General features: G+C 39.8%; 18 protein-coding genes. 8 read left to right on the top strand and 10 right to left on the bottom strand.

Annotated elements, in window-relative coordinates; genetic code table 11:
• The first annotated feature begins 67 nt into the window (after positions 1–67).
• The 8 genes from sfsA to ACNSN3_RS11785 all read left to right on the top strand — a co-directional run bounded on the left by sfsA (position 68) and on the right by ACNSN3_RS11785 (position 6459).
• Complete coding sequence (gene sfsA / locus ACNSN3_RS11750; RefSeq protein ID WP_418607450.1) at positions 68–787, top strand: DNA/RNA nuclease SfsA; 720 nt, start codon at positions 68–70, stop codon at positions 785–787.
• Positions 788–1067: 280 nt separating this feature from the next.
• A complete protein-coding gene (gene dksA, locus ACNSN3_RS11755; RefSeq protein WP_008111170.1) occupies positions 1068–1511 on the top strand; it encodes an RNA polymerase-binding protein DksA in 444 nt (147 codons plus the stop codon).
• A 12-nt stretch (positions 1512–1523) separates the two neighbouring features.
• Positions 1524–2420 carry a tRNA glutamyl-Q(34) synthetase GluQRS gene (gene gluQRS / locus ACNSN3_RS11760; protein WP_418607453.1) on the top strand — a complete coding sequence of 299 codons (897 nt, stop codon included), beginning with the start codon at positions 1524–1526 and terminating at the stop codon, positions 2418–2420.
• Between the two features lie 254 nt (positions 2421–2674).
• Entirely contained in the window at positions 2675–4024 is a 1350-nt protein-coding gene (gene pcnB, locus ACNSN3_RS11765; protein WP_240539514.1) for a polynucleotide adenylyltransferase PcnB, read from the top strand.
• 3 nt (positions 4025–4027) lie between these two features.
• Positions 4028–4513, top strand: coding sequence for a 2-amino-4-hydroxy-6-hydroxymethyldihydropteridine diphosphokinase (folK, locus tag ACNSN3_RS11770; RefSeq protein WP_109874184.1), 486 nt, complete (start codon positions 4028–4030; stop codon positions 4511–4513).
• 30 nt (positions 4514–4543) lie between these two features.
• Positions 4544–5338 carry a 3-methyl-2-oxobutanoate hydroxymethyltransferase gene (panB, locus tag ACNSN3_RS11775; protein ID WP_010387638.1) on the top strand — a complete coding sequence of 265 codons (795 nt, stop codon included), beginning with the start codon at positions 4544–4546 and terminating at the stop codon, positions 5336–5338.
• Entirely contained in the window at positions 5338–6186 is an 849-nt protein-coding gene (gene panC, locus ACNSN3_RS11780; protein WP_010387637.1) for a pantoate--beta-alanine ligase, read from the top strand. The genes panB and panC overlap by 1 nt, the downstream gene beginning before the upstream one ends.
• 30 nt (positions 6187–6216) lie before the next feature.
• Positions 6217–6459 carry a hypothetical protein gene (locus ACNSN3_RS11785; protein WP_010387636.1) on the top strand — a complete coding sequence of 81 codons (243 nt, stop codon included), beginning with the start codon at positions 6217–6219 and terminating at the stop codon, positions 6457–6459.
• A 70-nt stretch (positions 6460–6529) separates the two neighbouring features.
• On the opposite strand, the gene ACNSN3_RS11790 is transcribed toward ACNSN3_RS11785, so the two are convergent.
• From ACNSN3_RS11790 to ACNSN3_RS11835, 10 genes are all read right to left on the bottom strand, one after another.
• A complete protein-coding gene (locus ACNSN3_RS11790) occupies positions 6530–7498 on the bottom strand; it encodes a PstS family phosphate ABC transporter substrate-binding protein (protein WP_010387635.1) in 969 nt (322 codons plus the stop codon).
• Positions 7499–7577: 79 nt separating this feature from the next.
• Positions 7578–8924, bottom strand: coding sequence for a phosphate regulon sensor histidine kinase PhoR (phoR, locus tag ACNSN3_RS11795; protein ID WP_418607455.1), 1347 nt, complete (start codon positions 8922–8924; stop codon positions 7578–7580).
• A 77-nt stretch (positions 8925–9001) separates the two neighbouring features.
• The gene (gene phoB / locus ACNSN3_RS11800; protein WP_008111196.1) at positions 9002–9691 is read right to left on the bottom strand and encodes a phosphate regulon transcriptional regulator PhoB; all 690 of its coding nucleotides are present in this window, start codon (positions 9689–9691) and stop codon (positions 9002–9004) included.
• A gap of 628 nt (positions 9692–10319) precedes the next feature.
• Positions 10320–11384, bottom strand: coding sequence for a class II fructose-bisphosphate aldolase (gene fba / locus ACNSN3_RS11805; protein ID WP_008111197.1), 1065 nt, complete (start codon positions 11382–11384; stop codon positions 10320–10322).
• A gap of 210 nt (positions 11385–11594) precedes the next feature.
• Entirely contained in the window at positions 11595–12770 is a 1176-nt protein-coding gene (locus ACNSN3_RS11810; RefSeq protein WP_418607457.1) for a phosphoglycerate kinase, read from the bottom strand.
• A gap of 49 nt (positions 12771–12819) precedes the next feature.
• A complete protein-coding gene (gene epd, locus ACNSN3_RS11815; RefSeq protein WP_109874182.1) occupies positions 12820–13833 on the bottom strand; it encodes an erythrose-4-phosphate dehydrogenase in 1014 nt (337 codons plus the stop codon).
• A 182-nt stretch (positions 13834–14015) separates the two neighbouring features.
• On the bottom strand, positions 14016–14756 hold the full coding sequence (locus ACNSN3_RS11820; protein WP_418607459.1) for an SIMPL domain-containing protein: 741 nt from the start codon (positions 14754–14756) through the stop codon (positions 14016–14018).
• A 145-nt stretch (positions 14757–14901) separates the two neighbouring features.
• Complete coding sequence (locus ACNSN3_RS11825; protein ID WP_418607460.1) at positions 14902–15522, bottom strand: MAE_28990/MAE_18760 family HEPN-like nuclease; 621 nt, start codon at positions 15520–15522, stop codon at positions 14902–14904.
• Positions 15515–16564, bottom strand: coding sequence for a DUF262 domain-containing protein (locus ACNSN3_RS11830; RefSeq protein ID WP_418607462.1), 1050 nt, complete (start codon positions 16562–16564; stop codon positions 15515–15517). Before ACNSN3_RS11830 ends, ACNSN3_RS11825 begins: the two co-directional genes overlap by 8 nt.
• A gap of 135 nt (positions 16565–16699) precedes the next feature.
• Positions 16700–17323 carry an exonuclease domain-containing protein gene (locus tag ACNSN3_RS11835; RefSeq protein ID WP_418607464.1) on the bottom strand — a complete coding sequence of 208 codons (624 nt, stop codon included), beginning with the start codon at positions 17321–17323 and terminating at the stop codon, positions 16700–16702.
• Positions 17324–17325 lie beyond the last annotated feature (2 nt).

Raw genomic sequence — 17325 nt, forward strand, 5'->3', positions numbered from 1 at the left:
AACCTCAAATAGCCCGTAAAGTCTTATTTTACTTAACCTGAACCCTGGTTATATAAGGAAGTCATTAATGAAGTACACCCCGCCATTACAATCTGCTACGTTATTAAAACGTTACAAACGCTTTTTAGCTGATTTAGAGCTCAGTGATGGCAGCACTTTTACCGCTCACTGTGCTAATACAGGTAAAATGACGGGCTGCGCCGATGCCGGTTTTAATGCCTTTTATTCCACCAGCAGTAACACCAAACGAAAGTACCCACAGTCATTAGAGCTGACGCAAAATAACTTGTCACAACTTATTTGTGTAAATACAGCCGTTGCCAATAAAGTAGTTGAAGAAGCGATTAACGCTGAAGTGATTAAAGAGCTGACAGGCTATCAGCAAGTTCGAAGTGAAGTAAAATATGGCAGTGAAAACAGCCGCATCGACTTTTTACTTACCCACAGCAGTAAAGCCAATTGCTATGTTGAAGTTAAATCAGTCACGCTCCTAAGTGAAGAGCATCCACAAAGCGGGCAAGGTTACTTCCCTGACGCGCAAACAGTTCGTGGGCAAAAGCATATTCGTGAATTAATCGAAATGGTAAAACAAGGGCATCGTGCGGTATTACTATTTTCGGTGCTACATCAAGGGATCACACAAGTGAGTGCCGCGGCGCATATTGATTCAACCTATGCACAATTACTTAGCGAAGCGATTGAGCAAGGCGTAGAAGTATTAGCTTATAAAGCCCATATTTCTGCAAGTGAAGTAACTTTGGTTGAGAAAGTAGCATTTGTTGAGTAAAAAGCGCGCATTTAAACGTTGCTATTTCGCCACGCCCAAAAAATACTTAATCAAAAAGTAAAAATAAGTTGTTTTTATTGTTATTGCCCATATAACTACGCCAGTTTATAAACCAATACTGTGATAAAAAGTATATACAATACTTTTACTACTTTTATATCACCAAACAGGGTTAAGCTAATTCGATTATTTAAAAATAAATTTGCCTAGGGTATGAGTTTCTGTTATTTATACCGCCGGCTAATGCTGAGGCATTAAATTAAGGATTTAGGAGAGAGTTATGCCAGACCAAAAAAGACATGGTTTATTGGCTCAAGCCGGTTTAGAACCATACCAAGAAAAACCGGGTGAAGAGTACATGAATGATGCACAACGTGCTCATTTTAAAACAATTTTAGAAACTTGGCGTAATGATTTACGTAACGAAGTTGATCGTACCAAATCACACATGCAAGATGAAGCAGCTAACTTTCCTGATCCCGTTGACCGCGCAGCACAAGAAGAAGAGTTCTCATTAGAGCTTCGAACGCGTGACCGCGAGCGCAAATTAATTAAAAAAATTGAAAAAACAATTATATTAATTAAAGAAGACGAATTTGGCTTTTGTGAATCTTGTGGTATTGAAATTGGCATTCGCCGCCTAGAAGCGCGCCCAACTGCTGATTTATGTGTAGATTGTAAAACACTTGCTGAAATTAAAGAAAAGCAATCTGGACGCGGCTAATTAATTATAGCCATGTCTTCTACAGCCGTTACTGCGCAAGTATCTAACTATCGCGGCCGATTTGCACCGTCTCCGTCCGGACCGTTACATTTTGGCTCACTTGTGGCGGCTGTAGGTAGCTACCTTGATGCAAAAGCTAACCAAGGAAAGTGGTTAGTTCGCATTGAAGATATAGACACCACTCGCGTTGTAAAAGGCGCCGCCACCGATATCCTAAATACCTTAGAAGCCTACAACCTCAATTGGGATGAAAACGTTGTGTATCAAACACAGCGTCTTACTATTTACCAAGATGCCGTTCACTCTCTGTCACAACAACAGCTTATTTATGCCTGCCAATGCTCTCGTAAGCAAATAAAAGCCCTCGGCGGTATTTATCAAGGGCAATGCAAACACAGCCAACTAAGTGAGCAAGGTCATGCCCTACGTTTAACTCAATGCCATGCAACCGTTAATTATAAAGACCTTATTCAAGGGCATATTGACGTTGACTCAGCACTCGCTCATGAAGATTACATAATAAAACGCAGCGATGGTTTATTTGCCTATCAACTCGTGGTGGTGGTTGATGACATTGAGCAAGGGATCAACCGAATTGTACGAGGCGCTGATTTAATTGAACCGACTGCGCGTCAAATTAGTTTATTTAAACAACTAAATTGCGCTATTCCGGAATTTGCTCATTTGCCTTTGGCAGTAGCAAAACCAGGGTTTAAACTGTCTAAGCAAAATTACGCCCCTGCAATTTGCAAACAAAATCCAAAACCAACTTTAATAGCTGTATTTAAATTTTTAGGCTTGCCAGTACATAAGCAACTAATGGATTTAACCTGCGAACAATTACTCGCTTGGGGCGTGGCGCATTTTAACTTAAGCCTTGTTCCTGCTAAGCGCGAAATACAGATTTAACCTTCCTTTACGTATTACGTGGAATTAATTCAAATAAAATCGTTAAAAATGGCTTAATTTCAGCGCTGCAACTTAATTTTTTTACCTTGCTGGTATATGATAGCCGCCTAAATATATGCTAATTACATTAAATGGTAAGAATGACGCTTTAAGTGAATACTTGCTGTGATTTTGATTGCAATAGCGAGCCAATCAACCGCTTCTCTAGGAGACAGACTATTATTTCCAAGCTTTTTCAATTTTGTCGACAAATTATCGGCCCAAGTGCCAATAACGAAAATGTCGCAATCAGCAGTGAGCCGTTAGTGATCCCTAGAGGTGAGCATGGTATTTCTCGCAAACAATTTAGCCCAAATGCAATCAAAGTACTCTACCGCCTAAAAGATGGTGGCTATGATGCTTACTTAGTTGGTGGTTGCATTCGCGATGTATTGTTAGGTCAACAACCTAAAGATTTTGATGTTGTAACCAATGCCACTCCTGAGCAAGTAAAAAAACTGTTTCGTAACTGTCGCTTAATTGGTCGTCGCTTTCGTTTAGCACACATTGTTTTTGGCCGTGAGATTATTGAAGTGGCTACAATGCGCGGCCATCACGAAGCACAAGAAGATAAAAATCAAATTAGTCAGTCAAGTGAGCACGGACAACTTCTTCGCGATAACGTATTTGGCAGCATTGAAGAAGATGCAGAACGTCGTGATTTTTCAATCAACGCTTTGTACTACTCCATTAATGATTTTTGTGTTTACGATTACGCAAATGGCTTAGCCGCGATCAAAGCAAAACAAATTGAGTTAATTGGCGATCCTGAAACACGCTACCGTGAAGACCCGGTACGTATGCTCCGCGCAGTGCGCTTTGCCACTAAGTTAGATATGCAAATAGCACCAGCAAGCGAAAAACCGATTACTGAATTAGCGAGCTTGCTTGATAATATTCCGCCAGCGCGTTTATTTGAAGAAATACTCAAGCTATTTTTAAACGGCAAAGCACAGCAAAACTTTATAATGCTGCGTCAGTACGGCTTATTTAAATCGTTATTTCCTGAGCTAGACCGTATTTTAGATAAAAAACCAGGTGGACTTGAAGAAACCTTCATAAAGCAGATGTTTGCAAACACCGACATACGTATTAATGCAGATAAAAAAGTCACTCCTGCATTCGTATTTGCAGCATTACTGTGGTTCCCGCTGATTGAGCGTACTGAAAAAATTCGACGCCAAGAGCAACTATCAGAATACGATGCATTTGCTCAAGCAATTAATAAAGTACTTAGTGAGAATGCCCAACATATTGCCGTACCAAAACGCTTTACTTTAGGTGCTCGTGATATTTGGCATATTCAACAACGCTTAGATAAACGTGCTGGCCAACGTGCCTATCGTTTAACACAGCAGCCGCGCTTTAAAGCCGCTTATGATTTTTTACTATTGCGTGTTGATGCTGGTGAAACTGAGCATACAGAGCTGGCACAGTGGTGGACACAGTACTTAGGCCAAGATATTAATGGCCAAAAAGAAATGGTGCGAGAGCTTGGTCATCAAGGCGGTCCAAAACCACGTAAGCGACCTCGCCGTCGTACCACAAAAAAGCCTACCGAGTAAATAATGCAACGTGTCTATTTGGGGTTAGGTGCAAACCTTAACAGCCCTATAAAACAACTTGATAACGCTGTTATTGCACTTAAAAGCTTGCCAAGCAGCGAGTTTATAGCCTGCTCGCATTATTATGCGAGCAAGCCTATGGGACCACAAGATCAACCCGATTATGTGAATGCTGTCGCCTGTATTAACACTTCACTTGAGCCAGAGCAACTACTCGATTTAACCCAAGCCATTGAGCTGGAACATGGGCGAGTTAGAAAGGCCGAGCGCTGGGGCGCACGCACATTGGATATTGATATTTTATTATTTGGTGAACACATTTTAAATACCGAACGTTTAACCGTACCTCATTACGGATTAACTGAGCGAGAATTTGTTGTTTACCCACTGCAAGAAATTGCACCAGAACTGATTTTACCTAGCGGCGCATCTATCCAACAGATAGCAAATACCCTACCGCTTAACGACTTACAACAATTACCACGGTAATTAATTAAGGCCATTGTCTGCGAGAATATTATGTCTAAAATAACCGTTTCAACTTTGAATAAAATGAAGGCTGAAAGTAATAAGATCACTGCGTTAACAGCATACGATGCTAGTTTTGCTAAGTTATTTCATGATAACGGCGTTGATGTTGTTTTAGTTGGTGATTCTTTGGGTATGGTATTACAAGGTGGCGACGACACCTTAGCGGTTACAAACCAAGAAATTGCCTACCATACTCGCTGTGTGCGCGCGGGAAGCCGTGACTTATTTGTTATAGCTGACTTACCGTTTATGACCTACGCAAACCCAAGCGACGCATGTAAAAATGCTGCAGAGCTGATGCGTGCTGGTGCTAATATGGTCAAACTTGAAGGCGGTGAATGGCTGCATGACAGTATTAAATCGCTAACCCAACAAGGTATCCCGGTATGTGGCCATTTGGGGCTTACACCGCAATCAGTGCATGTATTCGGTGGTTTTAAAATCCAAGGCCGTGAAGAAGCTCAAGCACAAAAAATTATTGCCGATGCAAAAGCATTAGAAGCGGCAGGCGCACAACTACTGGTGCTTGAATGTATTCCAAGTGCCTTAGCAAAACGCGTTACAGAGTCATTGAGCATCCCTACAATCGGGATTGGTGCAGGTAATGTAACCGATGGCCAAATTTTGGTTATGCATGACTTGGTGGGCATTTCTGCAGGTTATATTCCTAAATTTTCAAAAAACTTTTTACTTGAAACAGGCAATATGCCTGCTGCTGTTAAAAAGTATTGTAACGATGTCAAAAGCGGCGTATTCCCAAGCGCTGAACACGAGTTTAAATAATGCAGTCAATCACTGAAATTAAATCATTACGCAGTCAAGTTAAAGCTTGGCGCCAGGCCGGTTTAAGCGTGGCGCTTGTGCCTACTATGGGTAATCTACACCGTGGTCATTTTTCACTGGTAGAAAAAGCAAAAACACTAGCCGACAAAGTGGTCGTGAGTATTTTTGTTAACCCAATGCAATTTGGCGCTAACGAAGATTTAGACAGCTATCCGCGTACTCTAGATGCTGATAAACAAGGGTTAGCCGATCTTGAAACAGATATTTTGTTTATCCCCAGTGTAGAAACTATTTATCCTAATGGTTTAGGCGTGCAAAGCTTTGTTGATGTACCTGGTATTTCAATGGGGTATTGTGGCGGTTCACGCCCAGGTCACTTTAAAGGCGTAGCAACTGTTGTTACTAAGCTATTTAATTTAGTACAACCTGATTACGCTTGCTTTGGTGAAAAAGACTTTCAGCAGCTACAAGTTGTTAAAACTATGGCCACTGATTTATCGATACCAGTAGAAATTATTGGTGTACCCACCATGCGTGAAGTTAGCGGCCTTGCCATGAGCTCTCGTAATGGGTATTTATCAACTGAGGAAAGACAAACCGCTCCTGTTTTATTTAACACCTTAAAACACTGTGCGCAGCAACTAGAAAACGGTAATAAAGACTTTGCCACACTGGAAAGTGAAGCGAAGAGCGCATTAGAAGACGCGGGCCTAAAACCAGATTATTTTTCGATAGCTCAACGAGATACATTAAAAGCTGCTACACTCGAAGATACACGATTTGTAATTTTAGCTGCCGCCTTTTTAGGTAGTGTTAGATTAATCGACAATATTCAGGTTGAAGTTTAATACTGGTGTGGCCTCATTTTAAGGATAAGCATGAAAACTTTTATTAAAACTAGCCTCGTGGCTTTTTCGTTTGCAGTTGTTGCTGGCTGCCAGAGCCAAGCGGGTAATCCAGCACTTAATCAATGTGCTCAACAAAGTTATCAATGTGAAACCAGCTGTGAGCAGCAAACAACCACCGATAGTCTTAAATCACAGGTCTGCTCATCAAAATGTATTGAGGCTTACAATCAATGCAAAGTGCAAGCTGAAAATTTAGGTAAAGCAACGAACTAAATAATCTTAAGTAAAACAAAAAAACCGCTCATTGAGCGGTTTTTTATTATTTACTTTGGTTGCTAGCTGCTTATTTCAAGCCTAACTTTTTAAGCTCTAATTCAACTAACTTTGCAGAAAGTGGCACATAACCATCTTTTTCTACAATTTTTTGACCGTCTTGAGAAAGTACCATCTTTAAAAACTCAGCTTCAACTGGGCCAAGTGGCTTATTTGGGTGTTTATTTACATAAACATATAAGAAACGTGACAGTGGGTATTTACCTTGTGCTACGTTTTCAAGCGTGGCATCAACAAAGTTAGTGCCTTTTTTAGATAACGGAACAGTACGCACACCCGATGTTTTATAACCAATGCCAGAGTAACCAATCGCATTTAATGACGCTGAAATTGACTGTACAACAGAAGCAGAGCCCGGTTGCTCGTTCACGTTATTACGGAAATCACCTTTACATAACGCTTTCTTTTTAAAGTAACCGTAAGTACCTGATACTGAGTTACGTCCGTATAATTGCACGTCTTTTGCAGCCCAATCACCTTCTAGACCAACATCACTCCAGCGATTTACTTGCTCTGATGCACCACATTTACGAGTTGATGAGAAAATAGCATCGATTTGGTCAATCCGTAGTCCTTCGATTGGGTTATCTTTGTGTACAAATACTGCCAACGCATCAATTGCTACTCGCACTTGTGTTGGTTTGTAGCCATGACGCTTTTCAAATGCTTCAATTTCTTTTGACTTCATTGCACGGCTCATTGGACCTAAGTTAGCCGTACCTTCTGTTAGTGCTGGTGGCGCAGTAGACGAACCTGCCGCTTGAATTTGAATATTTACATTTGGATAAATGCGCTTATATTCTTCAGCCCAAAAGGTCATCATGTTGGCTAATGTGTCAGACCCTACCGATGAAAAGTTACCTGATACACCGCTAATTTTTTGATACTCAGGAATACCGTCTTCTAATGCAACCGCTTGTGCAGATACAAATGTTGTAACAGCCACACCCATTGCGGCAACTAAGTTTTTAAATTTCATTTTGGGGTTCTCCAGTTTGTTCGTCCCATTTCCTAACTGCGGTTCACTCTAAAGTGAGTACATGACAATGGTGTGACTCTTAAATGACACTTTTATGACTACTCGTGTTGCTTGCTACTAATGGCGAAATAACGATAAGTCTATCGCTTGCAAACGCGAAAGAAAAACAAGAACCTTTACCCAGCTCGCTGTGAATTTTTAATTGACTACCATGGCGAGTAAGCACATGTTTGGTAATAGCTAAACCTAAGCCTGAGCCACCTGTAGTGCGGCTTCTGGCTTTATCTACTCGATAAAAACGCTCAGTTAACCGGTTAATATGCTCAGGTGCAATACCATCACCATTATCGGTAACACTAAAACATGCTTGTTCATTGTTGCGCTGCCAAAGTACCTCAATTTTACCGCCTGGTTTAGTATAATGAATGGCATTAAATACTAAATTTGAAAAGGCACTTCTAAGTTCATCCTCAGCACCGGTAATATCAAGCGATGCATCAATCTTAAAAATAAGTTGATGGCCTTTGTCTTGATTAATAGATTGCGCTTCTGTTTCAATTAAGTTTAATAATCGTGGCACATTCACCGCTTTGTCATTACTGTGTCGCTTTCCCCCTTCGATGCGCGATAACGACAACAACTGATTCACCAAGCTATCCATACGCTTACATTGCTCTAGCATAGTAGTTTGTGCTTTATTCCACATTGCAGGCGGGGGAAGTGAATCACTATCGAGCATTTCAAGGTAGCCGGTAACAACAGTTAAAGGGGTTCTAAGCTCATGAGAGACGTTTGCTACAAAGTCTTTACGCATCTGCTCAAGTTGCTTTAAGCGAGTAACATCGCGTACCACTACCAACAACTGTGTATTGGCATAAGGCATCACCCTAAACTCAAGAACTTGCTCAACACTGTGGCCACTTTCAAGCTCCAGAGCATCGCTAAACTCTTTACGACGCATATATTTAGCAAATTTAGGATCGCGAATTAAGTTATCTAAACGCTGACCATGATCAACCGGCCACTGTAACCCTAGCACTTTGAGTGCAAGCTGATTACACCACACAATTGATAAGTCGTTTTGTAGCACAACAACGGCATCGGGCACGGCCTCAGCGCCGTCGCGAAAACGCCGTATTAGTTCTGCCAACTCATTACGCTTCTTACGATTACGGTGCTGCAGCTGGTAAATACCCTCAAATACTTGCTCCCACGACCCTTCCCCTTCAGGCGGGTTAAAGCTGCGTTGATTATGCAGCCAGTCACTTAAGCGATAAAGCTGATGGTAATGCCATAAAAGTAGCGAAAAAGCGCCCAAAAACAACATCAAAAATGGGGCACCAATAAGCACCCCAATTAAAAGCAAAGGTATAAAATAGACAAACAGCCGTTTAGTTAACGCCTGCTTGTTAATAACTCGATACATACACGCTCTTTACCTTATAAACGCTAGCAGATGGTTTGACTATGCTAGGTTAATAGATTGTGACTTACGAAGTAAACTTATAATTTACTCGAAAAGCGATAACCAGCACCGCGAACTGTTTGTACTAAGCGGTCATGCCCAAGCGTAGCAATTGCCTTACGCAAGCGACGAATATGAACATCTACAGTTCTGTCTTCAACATAAACGTTAGTACCCCATACATGATCAAGTAATTGCTCTCGGCTATATACACGCTCAGGGTGGGTCATAAAAAAGTGTAACAGTCGAAATTCCGTTGGCCCCATATCAAGCTCACTGCCACCTGATGTCACACGATGCGAAATAGGATCTAAACGTAAACCATGTACTTCAATGGCCTCTTCAAGTGAGGTAGGAGCAACACGACGAATAACCGCTTTAATACGCGCCATTAACTCTTTAGGTGAAAACGGTTTTGTAACGTAATCATCAGCACCGACTTCTAAACCGCGTATTTTATCTTCTTCTTCGCCGCGGGCTGTCAGCATAATGATAGGAATTTGGCGTGTGTGTTCATTTTGTTTGAATTTTTTAGCGATTTGAATTCCACTACCGCCAGGTAGCATCCAATCGAGTAACACCATATCTGGATAAGGTTCAACCATTGCTGATATTGCAGAATCATAATCTTCTGCCTCAATGGCTTGAAACCCATTTTGTTCTAAAACAAAAACCAACATTTCCCTGATAGGTGCTTCGTCATCAACGACTAATACTTTACGTGACATTCCAATTTATCTCTTAGGCTATTGAGTAGGTTTCATTATTATGACTAAGTATGACATTTTTATTAAAGTGTAACGTCTAAATTAAAATGAGTGTAAAAAAAACACAAAATAGTGACAAAAAATAGAATTTGTCATATTTTTATCATCTTGAGCAGTAATAAAAAAGCGGTTTGCAGTAAAAAGAATCAATCATTAAAGTCACAATTTATAGTATCAACATGGGATCATCAAATTACTAACTAGCATCAATTTTCCCGCTTAATAATAAAAGTTAGCACCTGCTTAACAGTGTTTAGATCAGGTTTATTATGATCTTAAATGCTGGGATCAGAGTTTTATCAAGCAGATCCCTTTACGGATCACTATTTTACCCACCAACAAAGCTAAACCAATGAATTTTTGTATGTTTTGTGCTCACTCTTTATAATGCGTAACACTCAAAAGTTTAAAATACGTCACTTTAAGCCTTTTACTTAGTAAAGTAATGATCCCAGATATGACAAGTTAGTAATCGAGTGATCCCTAATTAATAACTAGGTAAAATACTGATCCCTCATAGATCAAAAAAGCCAGCGCAAACGCAACTGGCTTTTTGAATGAGTGTAATAATATCGCTATTATTGGCTCATTACTTTATTTTTGGGTTTAGCTCACCGCTTAAGTATTTAAGGTGCATTTCATCCAATGAAATTGGCTTAATTTTACTTGCTTGACCCGCCGTACCAAACGCTTCGTAACGAGCGATACAAATATCAGTCATTGCTTGGGTTGCAGCAGCTAAAAACTTACGTGGGTCGAAGTTAGACGGGTTCATCGCTAAATGACGACGAATCGCACCGGTAGACGCTAAACGTAAGTCAGTATCAATGTTTACCTTACGCACACCGTATTTAATACCTTCAACAATTTGCTCAACTGGCACGCCGTAAGTTTCTGGAATTTCACCACCGTATTGGTTGATCACTTCTAACCACTCTTGTGGAACAGAAGACGAACCATGCATTACTAAGTGGGTATTTGGAATGCGCGCGTGAATTTCTTTAATACGATCAATTGCTAAAATGTCATCGGTTGGTGGGCGAGTAAATTTGTAGGCACCGTGTGATGTACCACAGGCAATAGCCAACGCATCAACATGGGTTTTATTTACAAAGTCTGCCGCTTCTTCTGGATTTGTTAGCATTTGCTCAGTGGTAAGTTTACCCTCAGCGCCAACACCATCTTCTTCACCCGCTTCACCCGTTTCAAGTGAACCTAATACACCTAGCTCACCCTCTACAGATACGCCACACGCATGCGCCATTTCAACTGTTTTACGTGTTACATCAACGTTATAATCGTAGCTTGAAGGTGTTTTACCATCGCTCATTAATGAGCCATCCATCATTACTGATGAAAAACCTAGCTGAATTGAACGCTGACATACACCCGGTGATGTACCATGATCCTGATGCATAACCACAGGAATATGTGGCCATTCTTCCACTGCCGCTAAAATCATATGACGAATAAAAGGTGCACCGGCATACGCACGTGCGCCCGCAGAACCTTGCACAATAACAGGGCTGTTTGTTTTATCAGCCGCTTCCATAATTGCACGCATTTGCTCTTGGTTATTTACATTAAACGCGGGTACACCGTAACCATGCTCTGCGGCATGATCAAGAAGTTGTCGCATACTGATTAAAGCCATTGGGTATTCTCCAATTTATCGGTAGTTATTTTACTACCTAGTTTGAACGGATTTGTTAGTTTGGCGCAATCACTGCGCCATGAATTAAAAGGCAAATGGCCTAAAATTCATATTATTAACGACTAAATAAAAGTGAGAGGTATTTACTCGTTAATTGTAGCAGATGTGGAATTAGCACATCTGCTTTACGGCTAGCTAATACCCTAGGTATTATTTAGCGCGTGATTCTAGCATTGCAACTGCAGGTAGTTTTTTGCCTTCTAAAAACTCTAAGAACGCACCACCACCTGTAGAGATATACGATACTTTATCACTAATGCCATACTTATCAATTGCCGCTAGGGTGTCACCACCACCAGCAATAGAAAATGCGTTTGAATCCGCAATCGCTTTTGCAATAGCACGAGTACCATTACCAAATTGATCAAACTCAAACACACCCACTGGGCCATTCCATACAACAGTGCCCGCATTAGCAATAATTTTTGCAAGTTGATTTGCGGTATCAGGGCCAATATCAAAAATCATATCGTCGCTGGTGACTTCACTTACATCTTTAAGTGTGGCTACAGCTGACTCTGAAAACTCATTACCCACAACAACATCTGTCGGTACCGGTATTTCGCCATCGTTGGCTTTCGCTGCAGCGCATAAACGATTTGCTTCATCCATTAAATCAGCCTCATAAAGCGACTTACCTACAGGATGACCAGCAGCTGCAATAAAGGTATTGGCAATACCACCGCCGGTAACAAGCTGATCAACAATTTTAGATAACGAATCAAGTACGGTTAATTTAGTTGATACTTTAGAACCACCCACAATCGCCACTAACGGACGGGCTGGGTTATCAAGTGCTTTGCCTAAGGCGTCTAGTTCAGCCGATAATAATGGACCGGCACACGCTACATCAGCAAACAGACCCACACCATGGGTTGACGCTTGTGCGCGATGCGCAGTACCAAAGGCATCCATTACGTAAACATCACATAATGCAGCTAGTTGCTTTGATAAGGCTTCGTCGTCTTTTTTCTCGCCTTTGTTAAAACGTACGTTTTCAAAAACAACTACTTCGTTATCTGCAACATCAACGCCGTTTAAGTAATCTTTTTCTAGGCGAACAGTTTGCTCAAGTGCATTATTTAAGTAATCAACAACGGGTGCTAATGAAAATTCGTCTTCGTATTGCCCTTCCGTAGGACGGCCTAGGTGTGACATAACCATCACTTTTGCACCTTTTTCTAGCGCAAGTTTGATAGTAGGTAGTGCAGCACGAATACGTGCGTCTGACGTCACTTTACCTGCTTTAACGGGTACATTTAAATCTTCACGAATTAATACACGCTTGCCGTTTAAATCTAAATCTGCCATTTTTATGACCGACATGAACATCTCCTTAGTTAACGATACTGAACCAATAAATACGTTTTAAATATTACTTAAATGCCATCATAGCACGAGCGGTATCAAGCATGCGATTCGCAAACCCCCACTCATTATCACACCAAACTAGTAATTTTATCAGCCGTTTATGACTAACACGTGTCTGTGTGCCATCAATAATACAAGAATGGGGATCGTGGTTAAAATCAACCGATACCAGCGGCTCTTCGGTGTAACTTAAAATACCCTCAAGCCTATCTTTAGCTTGTGCTTTAAGCGCACTATTAACCGCACTTAAATCTACATCGGTATTTACCGTGACACTTAAATCCATGGCGGTCACATTAATAGTCGGTACACGAACGGCAATAGCCTCAAAGCGGCCTTTAAATTTAGGTAAAATACGGTCGATACCACGGGCTAATTTTGTGTCTACCGGAATAATAGATTGGCTGGCGGCACGAGTTCGGCGTAAATCATGGTGATACGCATCAATCACTTGCTGATCGTTCATTGACGCATGAATAGTTGTAATAGCGCCAGACTCAATACCAAAGGCATCATCGAGTACTTTAATAACAGGAACAACGCAGTTGGTGGTACACGAACCATTAGAGACAATAGTATGCTCGTTTTTCAACTCATCGTCGTTTATGCCATACACAATGGTGGCATCTACATCATTATCAGCAGGATGCGAAAACAACACTTTTTTAGCACCTGCGGCAATATGTGACTGTGCATGCTCACGTGAGTGGTACACGCCAGTACATTCAAGTACCACGTCAACATCTAGCGTTTGCCACGGTAATTCAACTGGATTTTCTTCACAAAATAATGCAATGGTGTCATCAGCAACGCTGATAGTGTCTTCACCTAGTTTAACTGGAAAAGTGAAACGACCATGAGAGGTGTCGTATTTTAATAAATGGGCAATAGCTTCAGGGTCGGCTAGTTCGTTAATTGCAACAATTTTGATCTCGTCGCTTAAGCCTGATTCGTATAGTGCACGGACAATATTTCGACCAATACGACCAAAACCATTAATTGCAAGTTTGATTGCCATGAAATATAAAATCCACTCTAGTTACGTACAGAGAAAGGCAGCGTCGCCTTTTAGATGGCGGTATTGTAATCGACCTTGCCTGTGATTATAAGAGCCAAGCATTAGAAACTTTAAATTAACGCCATAATCAACACGCAATCGCTTTTACTTTTAGCTTAGCTAATAGGTATTTGCGGTATTTGCTATTTTAGTTTTAAATCAAACACCACGTTTATAGATGCTTTAACGCTTATTCTTGCACCTAAATATTGCTGCTGCGTAAATGGGTTCTCGTTATTTCTAGCAGCCATGCTATTTCTGTGGCTAGATAAAACAATGTGCTTAACACCGCTCGCGTCGTAATCTGAGCTACTGGAATTTGCACTAATACTATAAACGTTGCCAAGTTCAGCACCAAAAGACTGAGCGAGCTTATTTCCCTTCGCTTTTGCGTTATCTATTGCTAGTTGTGTTGCCTCTGCCTCTAACTGCGTGGCCTTGGAGGATAAACCATTAATTTTTTTTATATTGTCTATTTGTAAGCGTTGAGCAAAATCAATAAATTCATCGACTTTTTTAATATCTTTCAATGTGACTTTAACTGTTTTCAGAGCTAAATAATTATCGCTTAAAGCAACCCCAGATTCTGTACCAACCTTAGTGTATACCTTGCTTTTTAAACCCGATATATGAACATCGCCTTGGCCAAAATCATACTTATCTAATTCTTCAAGTAACACGCTAACTCGGCCATCAAGGTCACGTTTAGCCTCGAGTAATGTCTCTTCAATGCTTTTTACTTCAAATATAATTTGAGCCATATCTGGCTCAACTAATACCTCAGCTGTGCCATGTACAGAAATATGACGATTAGTTGGCACGCTTGAATTAGCAAAAGTAATAAGAGGGAATAAGGTAATAAAAATAGCGGTGATGAATTTCATATTCGTTCCTTGAAGTGGCCTTAGTGTGCACTTAATGATTAGGTGCACACTAAAGCTTATAAACTATTAATATATAAATATTATTACTAAAACACCTAAACAGATCCCATATGCGTGAATACTTTAAGTAATGATCTTTTTCAAATTATATATTTTTATTTAGTAAATATTTTTCTTCTGATAAAAAATTATTGATTTCATTTAGAAATAAGTCCATTGCTGTATTTACATTATCAATGTATAGCTGAATGTTATCAGCGGTTAAAACATATGAATTTTCCCCATGAGCAATACTGTTTCGAACGTTAACAAGCCTGTCGATCACACTAGTGCAATCCTTGAATTTACTATAATCAAAATCAAACATAGTGCATAGCTCCTCAAGAACACTGCTTCTGAGGTTAGATTTAGTATCAACTTTTTTATTAAATTTAATTACTTTTTCAAATAATTCTTTAAAAGTATTAGTGAACTTAATGCGTTGCTCAAATGACTGTTTCCCACTCAGTGTTTTATAAGTATCGCCCAAACCAATTACGACTAACTTAGACGGGATATCAGAAGGTGTTAAATTTAATTTATTTAGATGATCAATCAATATTTTTAAAGAGCTCGAAACATAGCCCTCCCAATGAGCATAAATCATAGGAACACACATTCGAAACCACAAACCATCTTCAACCTCTAAAGCGTTGACTTTAAACTTAGCAAACTCCCCATCACGCCATGCATTACTATCGTTAATCTCTTCAATAACTCTATGCACCTGTAAATATCTCCAGGGCTCTGTTCATTCTATTTTTTATACGTTTATTAGAGAACGTACTAGTCCCAATACTGTTATATTGGCTATCTTCTAATAGAATATCTATTAGCTCGAACATCTTTTCTTTATTCGCAGAATAATCAGTCAATACTTTCGGTAACGCATAAGCGATTGAATCAAATATATGTAAAGAAAAATTACCTTTAGGCCTAAAAAGTGTTCTACCATATTTCTCATTTAATATAGTTATTAACTCTATAAAAGATTCTTTTTCTCTAATTAAATCAAACTCGATCTCACCTTTAGATACATCTCTCATAAATTCAGTTAAGAACTGCGGCACTGTCGTTCTAAATTCTTGATCTAGATTTTTAAAAGCAAAAAACCTAAGAACTAACTCTTCTAGAAACATTTGCTCTTTTTTAGTCTCTGTAGGACTTATAAAATCTTGAAAAACTGGATAATCCGCAATATCACGCAATATTTGATTCAAATCGACAGAGTATGCTCGGAAAATACAATTTCTAATTTCCTGTTCCGAAAGCGGACTAGCACCAGTGTTTAACCTATTAAATAACTCATACCTTATATCTTCTTGACTATCCCATTTAACTATTTCCACACGACAAACAGATCGCTTTATTGTTGTCTTTAACTTTATGGGTAATGTGTTAATCGTAATACCTTCGAGCTCTCGGACCATTTCACCTTCAGTCAAGGTTGAATTATTTTTTTCTGGCAAGCTTTCTAATAATCCGAAAAAGGAGAAAATAGTTGAAATTCGCTGAAGTCCGTCAACAACTTCCCATTTTCCATCATCATCCTCTGCCACAAAAATAGGTGGGATAGGAATTCCTAGTAGAACAGATTCTATAAATCTTGTTTGTTGGAAGTCAGACCACCTAAATACTCTTTGATACTCAGGTGTAATGTAAAGCTCTTCATCTTCAAACATATTCATTAATTCACCGAATGACATATCTAAGCGATCTGTTTTAAGTGTATTTCTTTTTTGTGCAACTACTTCTTCTACTGCTGTCATTTCACAACTCCTTACGTGAATTTAATATATTTCTATAATCACACCATGAAAATAAAAAGTAAACTGCCTATCATTAAACTTCGCTGTTCAACAATAAGGCATTTTATAGTTGGGTTTCGCTTCGCTCTGCCCAACCTACGTTAGATCGCCTACTTTAAGTTCTTTACCGGCGCTTATTTGATGGCATTGGGCTAATAACAATTCAGCAGTGGCTTGTGCATCGGTAAGCGCGTGATGACAATGATAGCTTGGTAAATCGTAGCGATTACGGCATTCATTTAAGGTTAAATCATCTAATTTGATATCGCTTGCGTGTTGCAGTAAGCGCTTTTTTTCTATTTGTAAGGTATCGATGATCAGCTTAGGCCGCTGGATGATCCCTGCATTTTTTAGTGCTAACTTTAAAAAGCCCCAGTCGAGCATGGCATTATGAAATACTAAAATGCAGTCACTAAAGTGAGCACTTAAAGACATTAAAATACTCTGTAGGCTTTGCCCTTGTGCCACCGAGTCAGTACTAATGCCGTGAAAAACAGGGCTTTGCTCTAGACTTTTAACCTCTTTATTAACGATATGCTGCGATTGACTATTCTTGATACATTGATTATCAATCAGTACCCAAGCAACCGAGACAATTTCATGTTGTTTAGGATCAAGCCCTGTTAATTCCAAATCAATCACTAAATAACGTTGCTTTAAAGCACTTTGCGCAAGCAAATGGCGACGCTTTAAGTACCGCGTAATAAGCTGCTTAACCATTA

The sequence above is a fragment of the Pseudoalteromonas sp. US3C1004 genome, from assembly GCF_048401065.1.
In the GTDB taxonomy this organism is placed as follows: Bacteria; Pseudomonadota; Gammaproteobacteria; order Enterobacterales; family Alteromonadaceae; genus Pseudoalteromonas; species Pseudoalteromonas undina.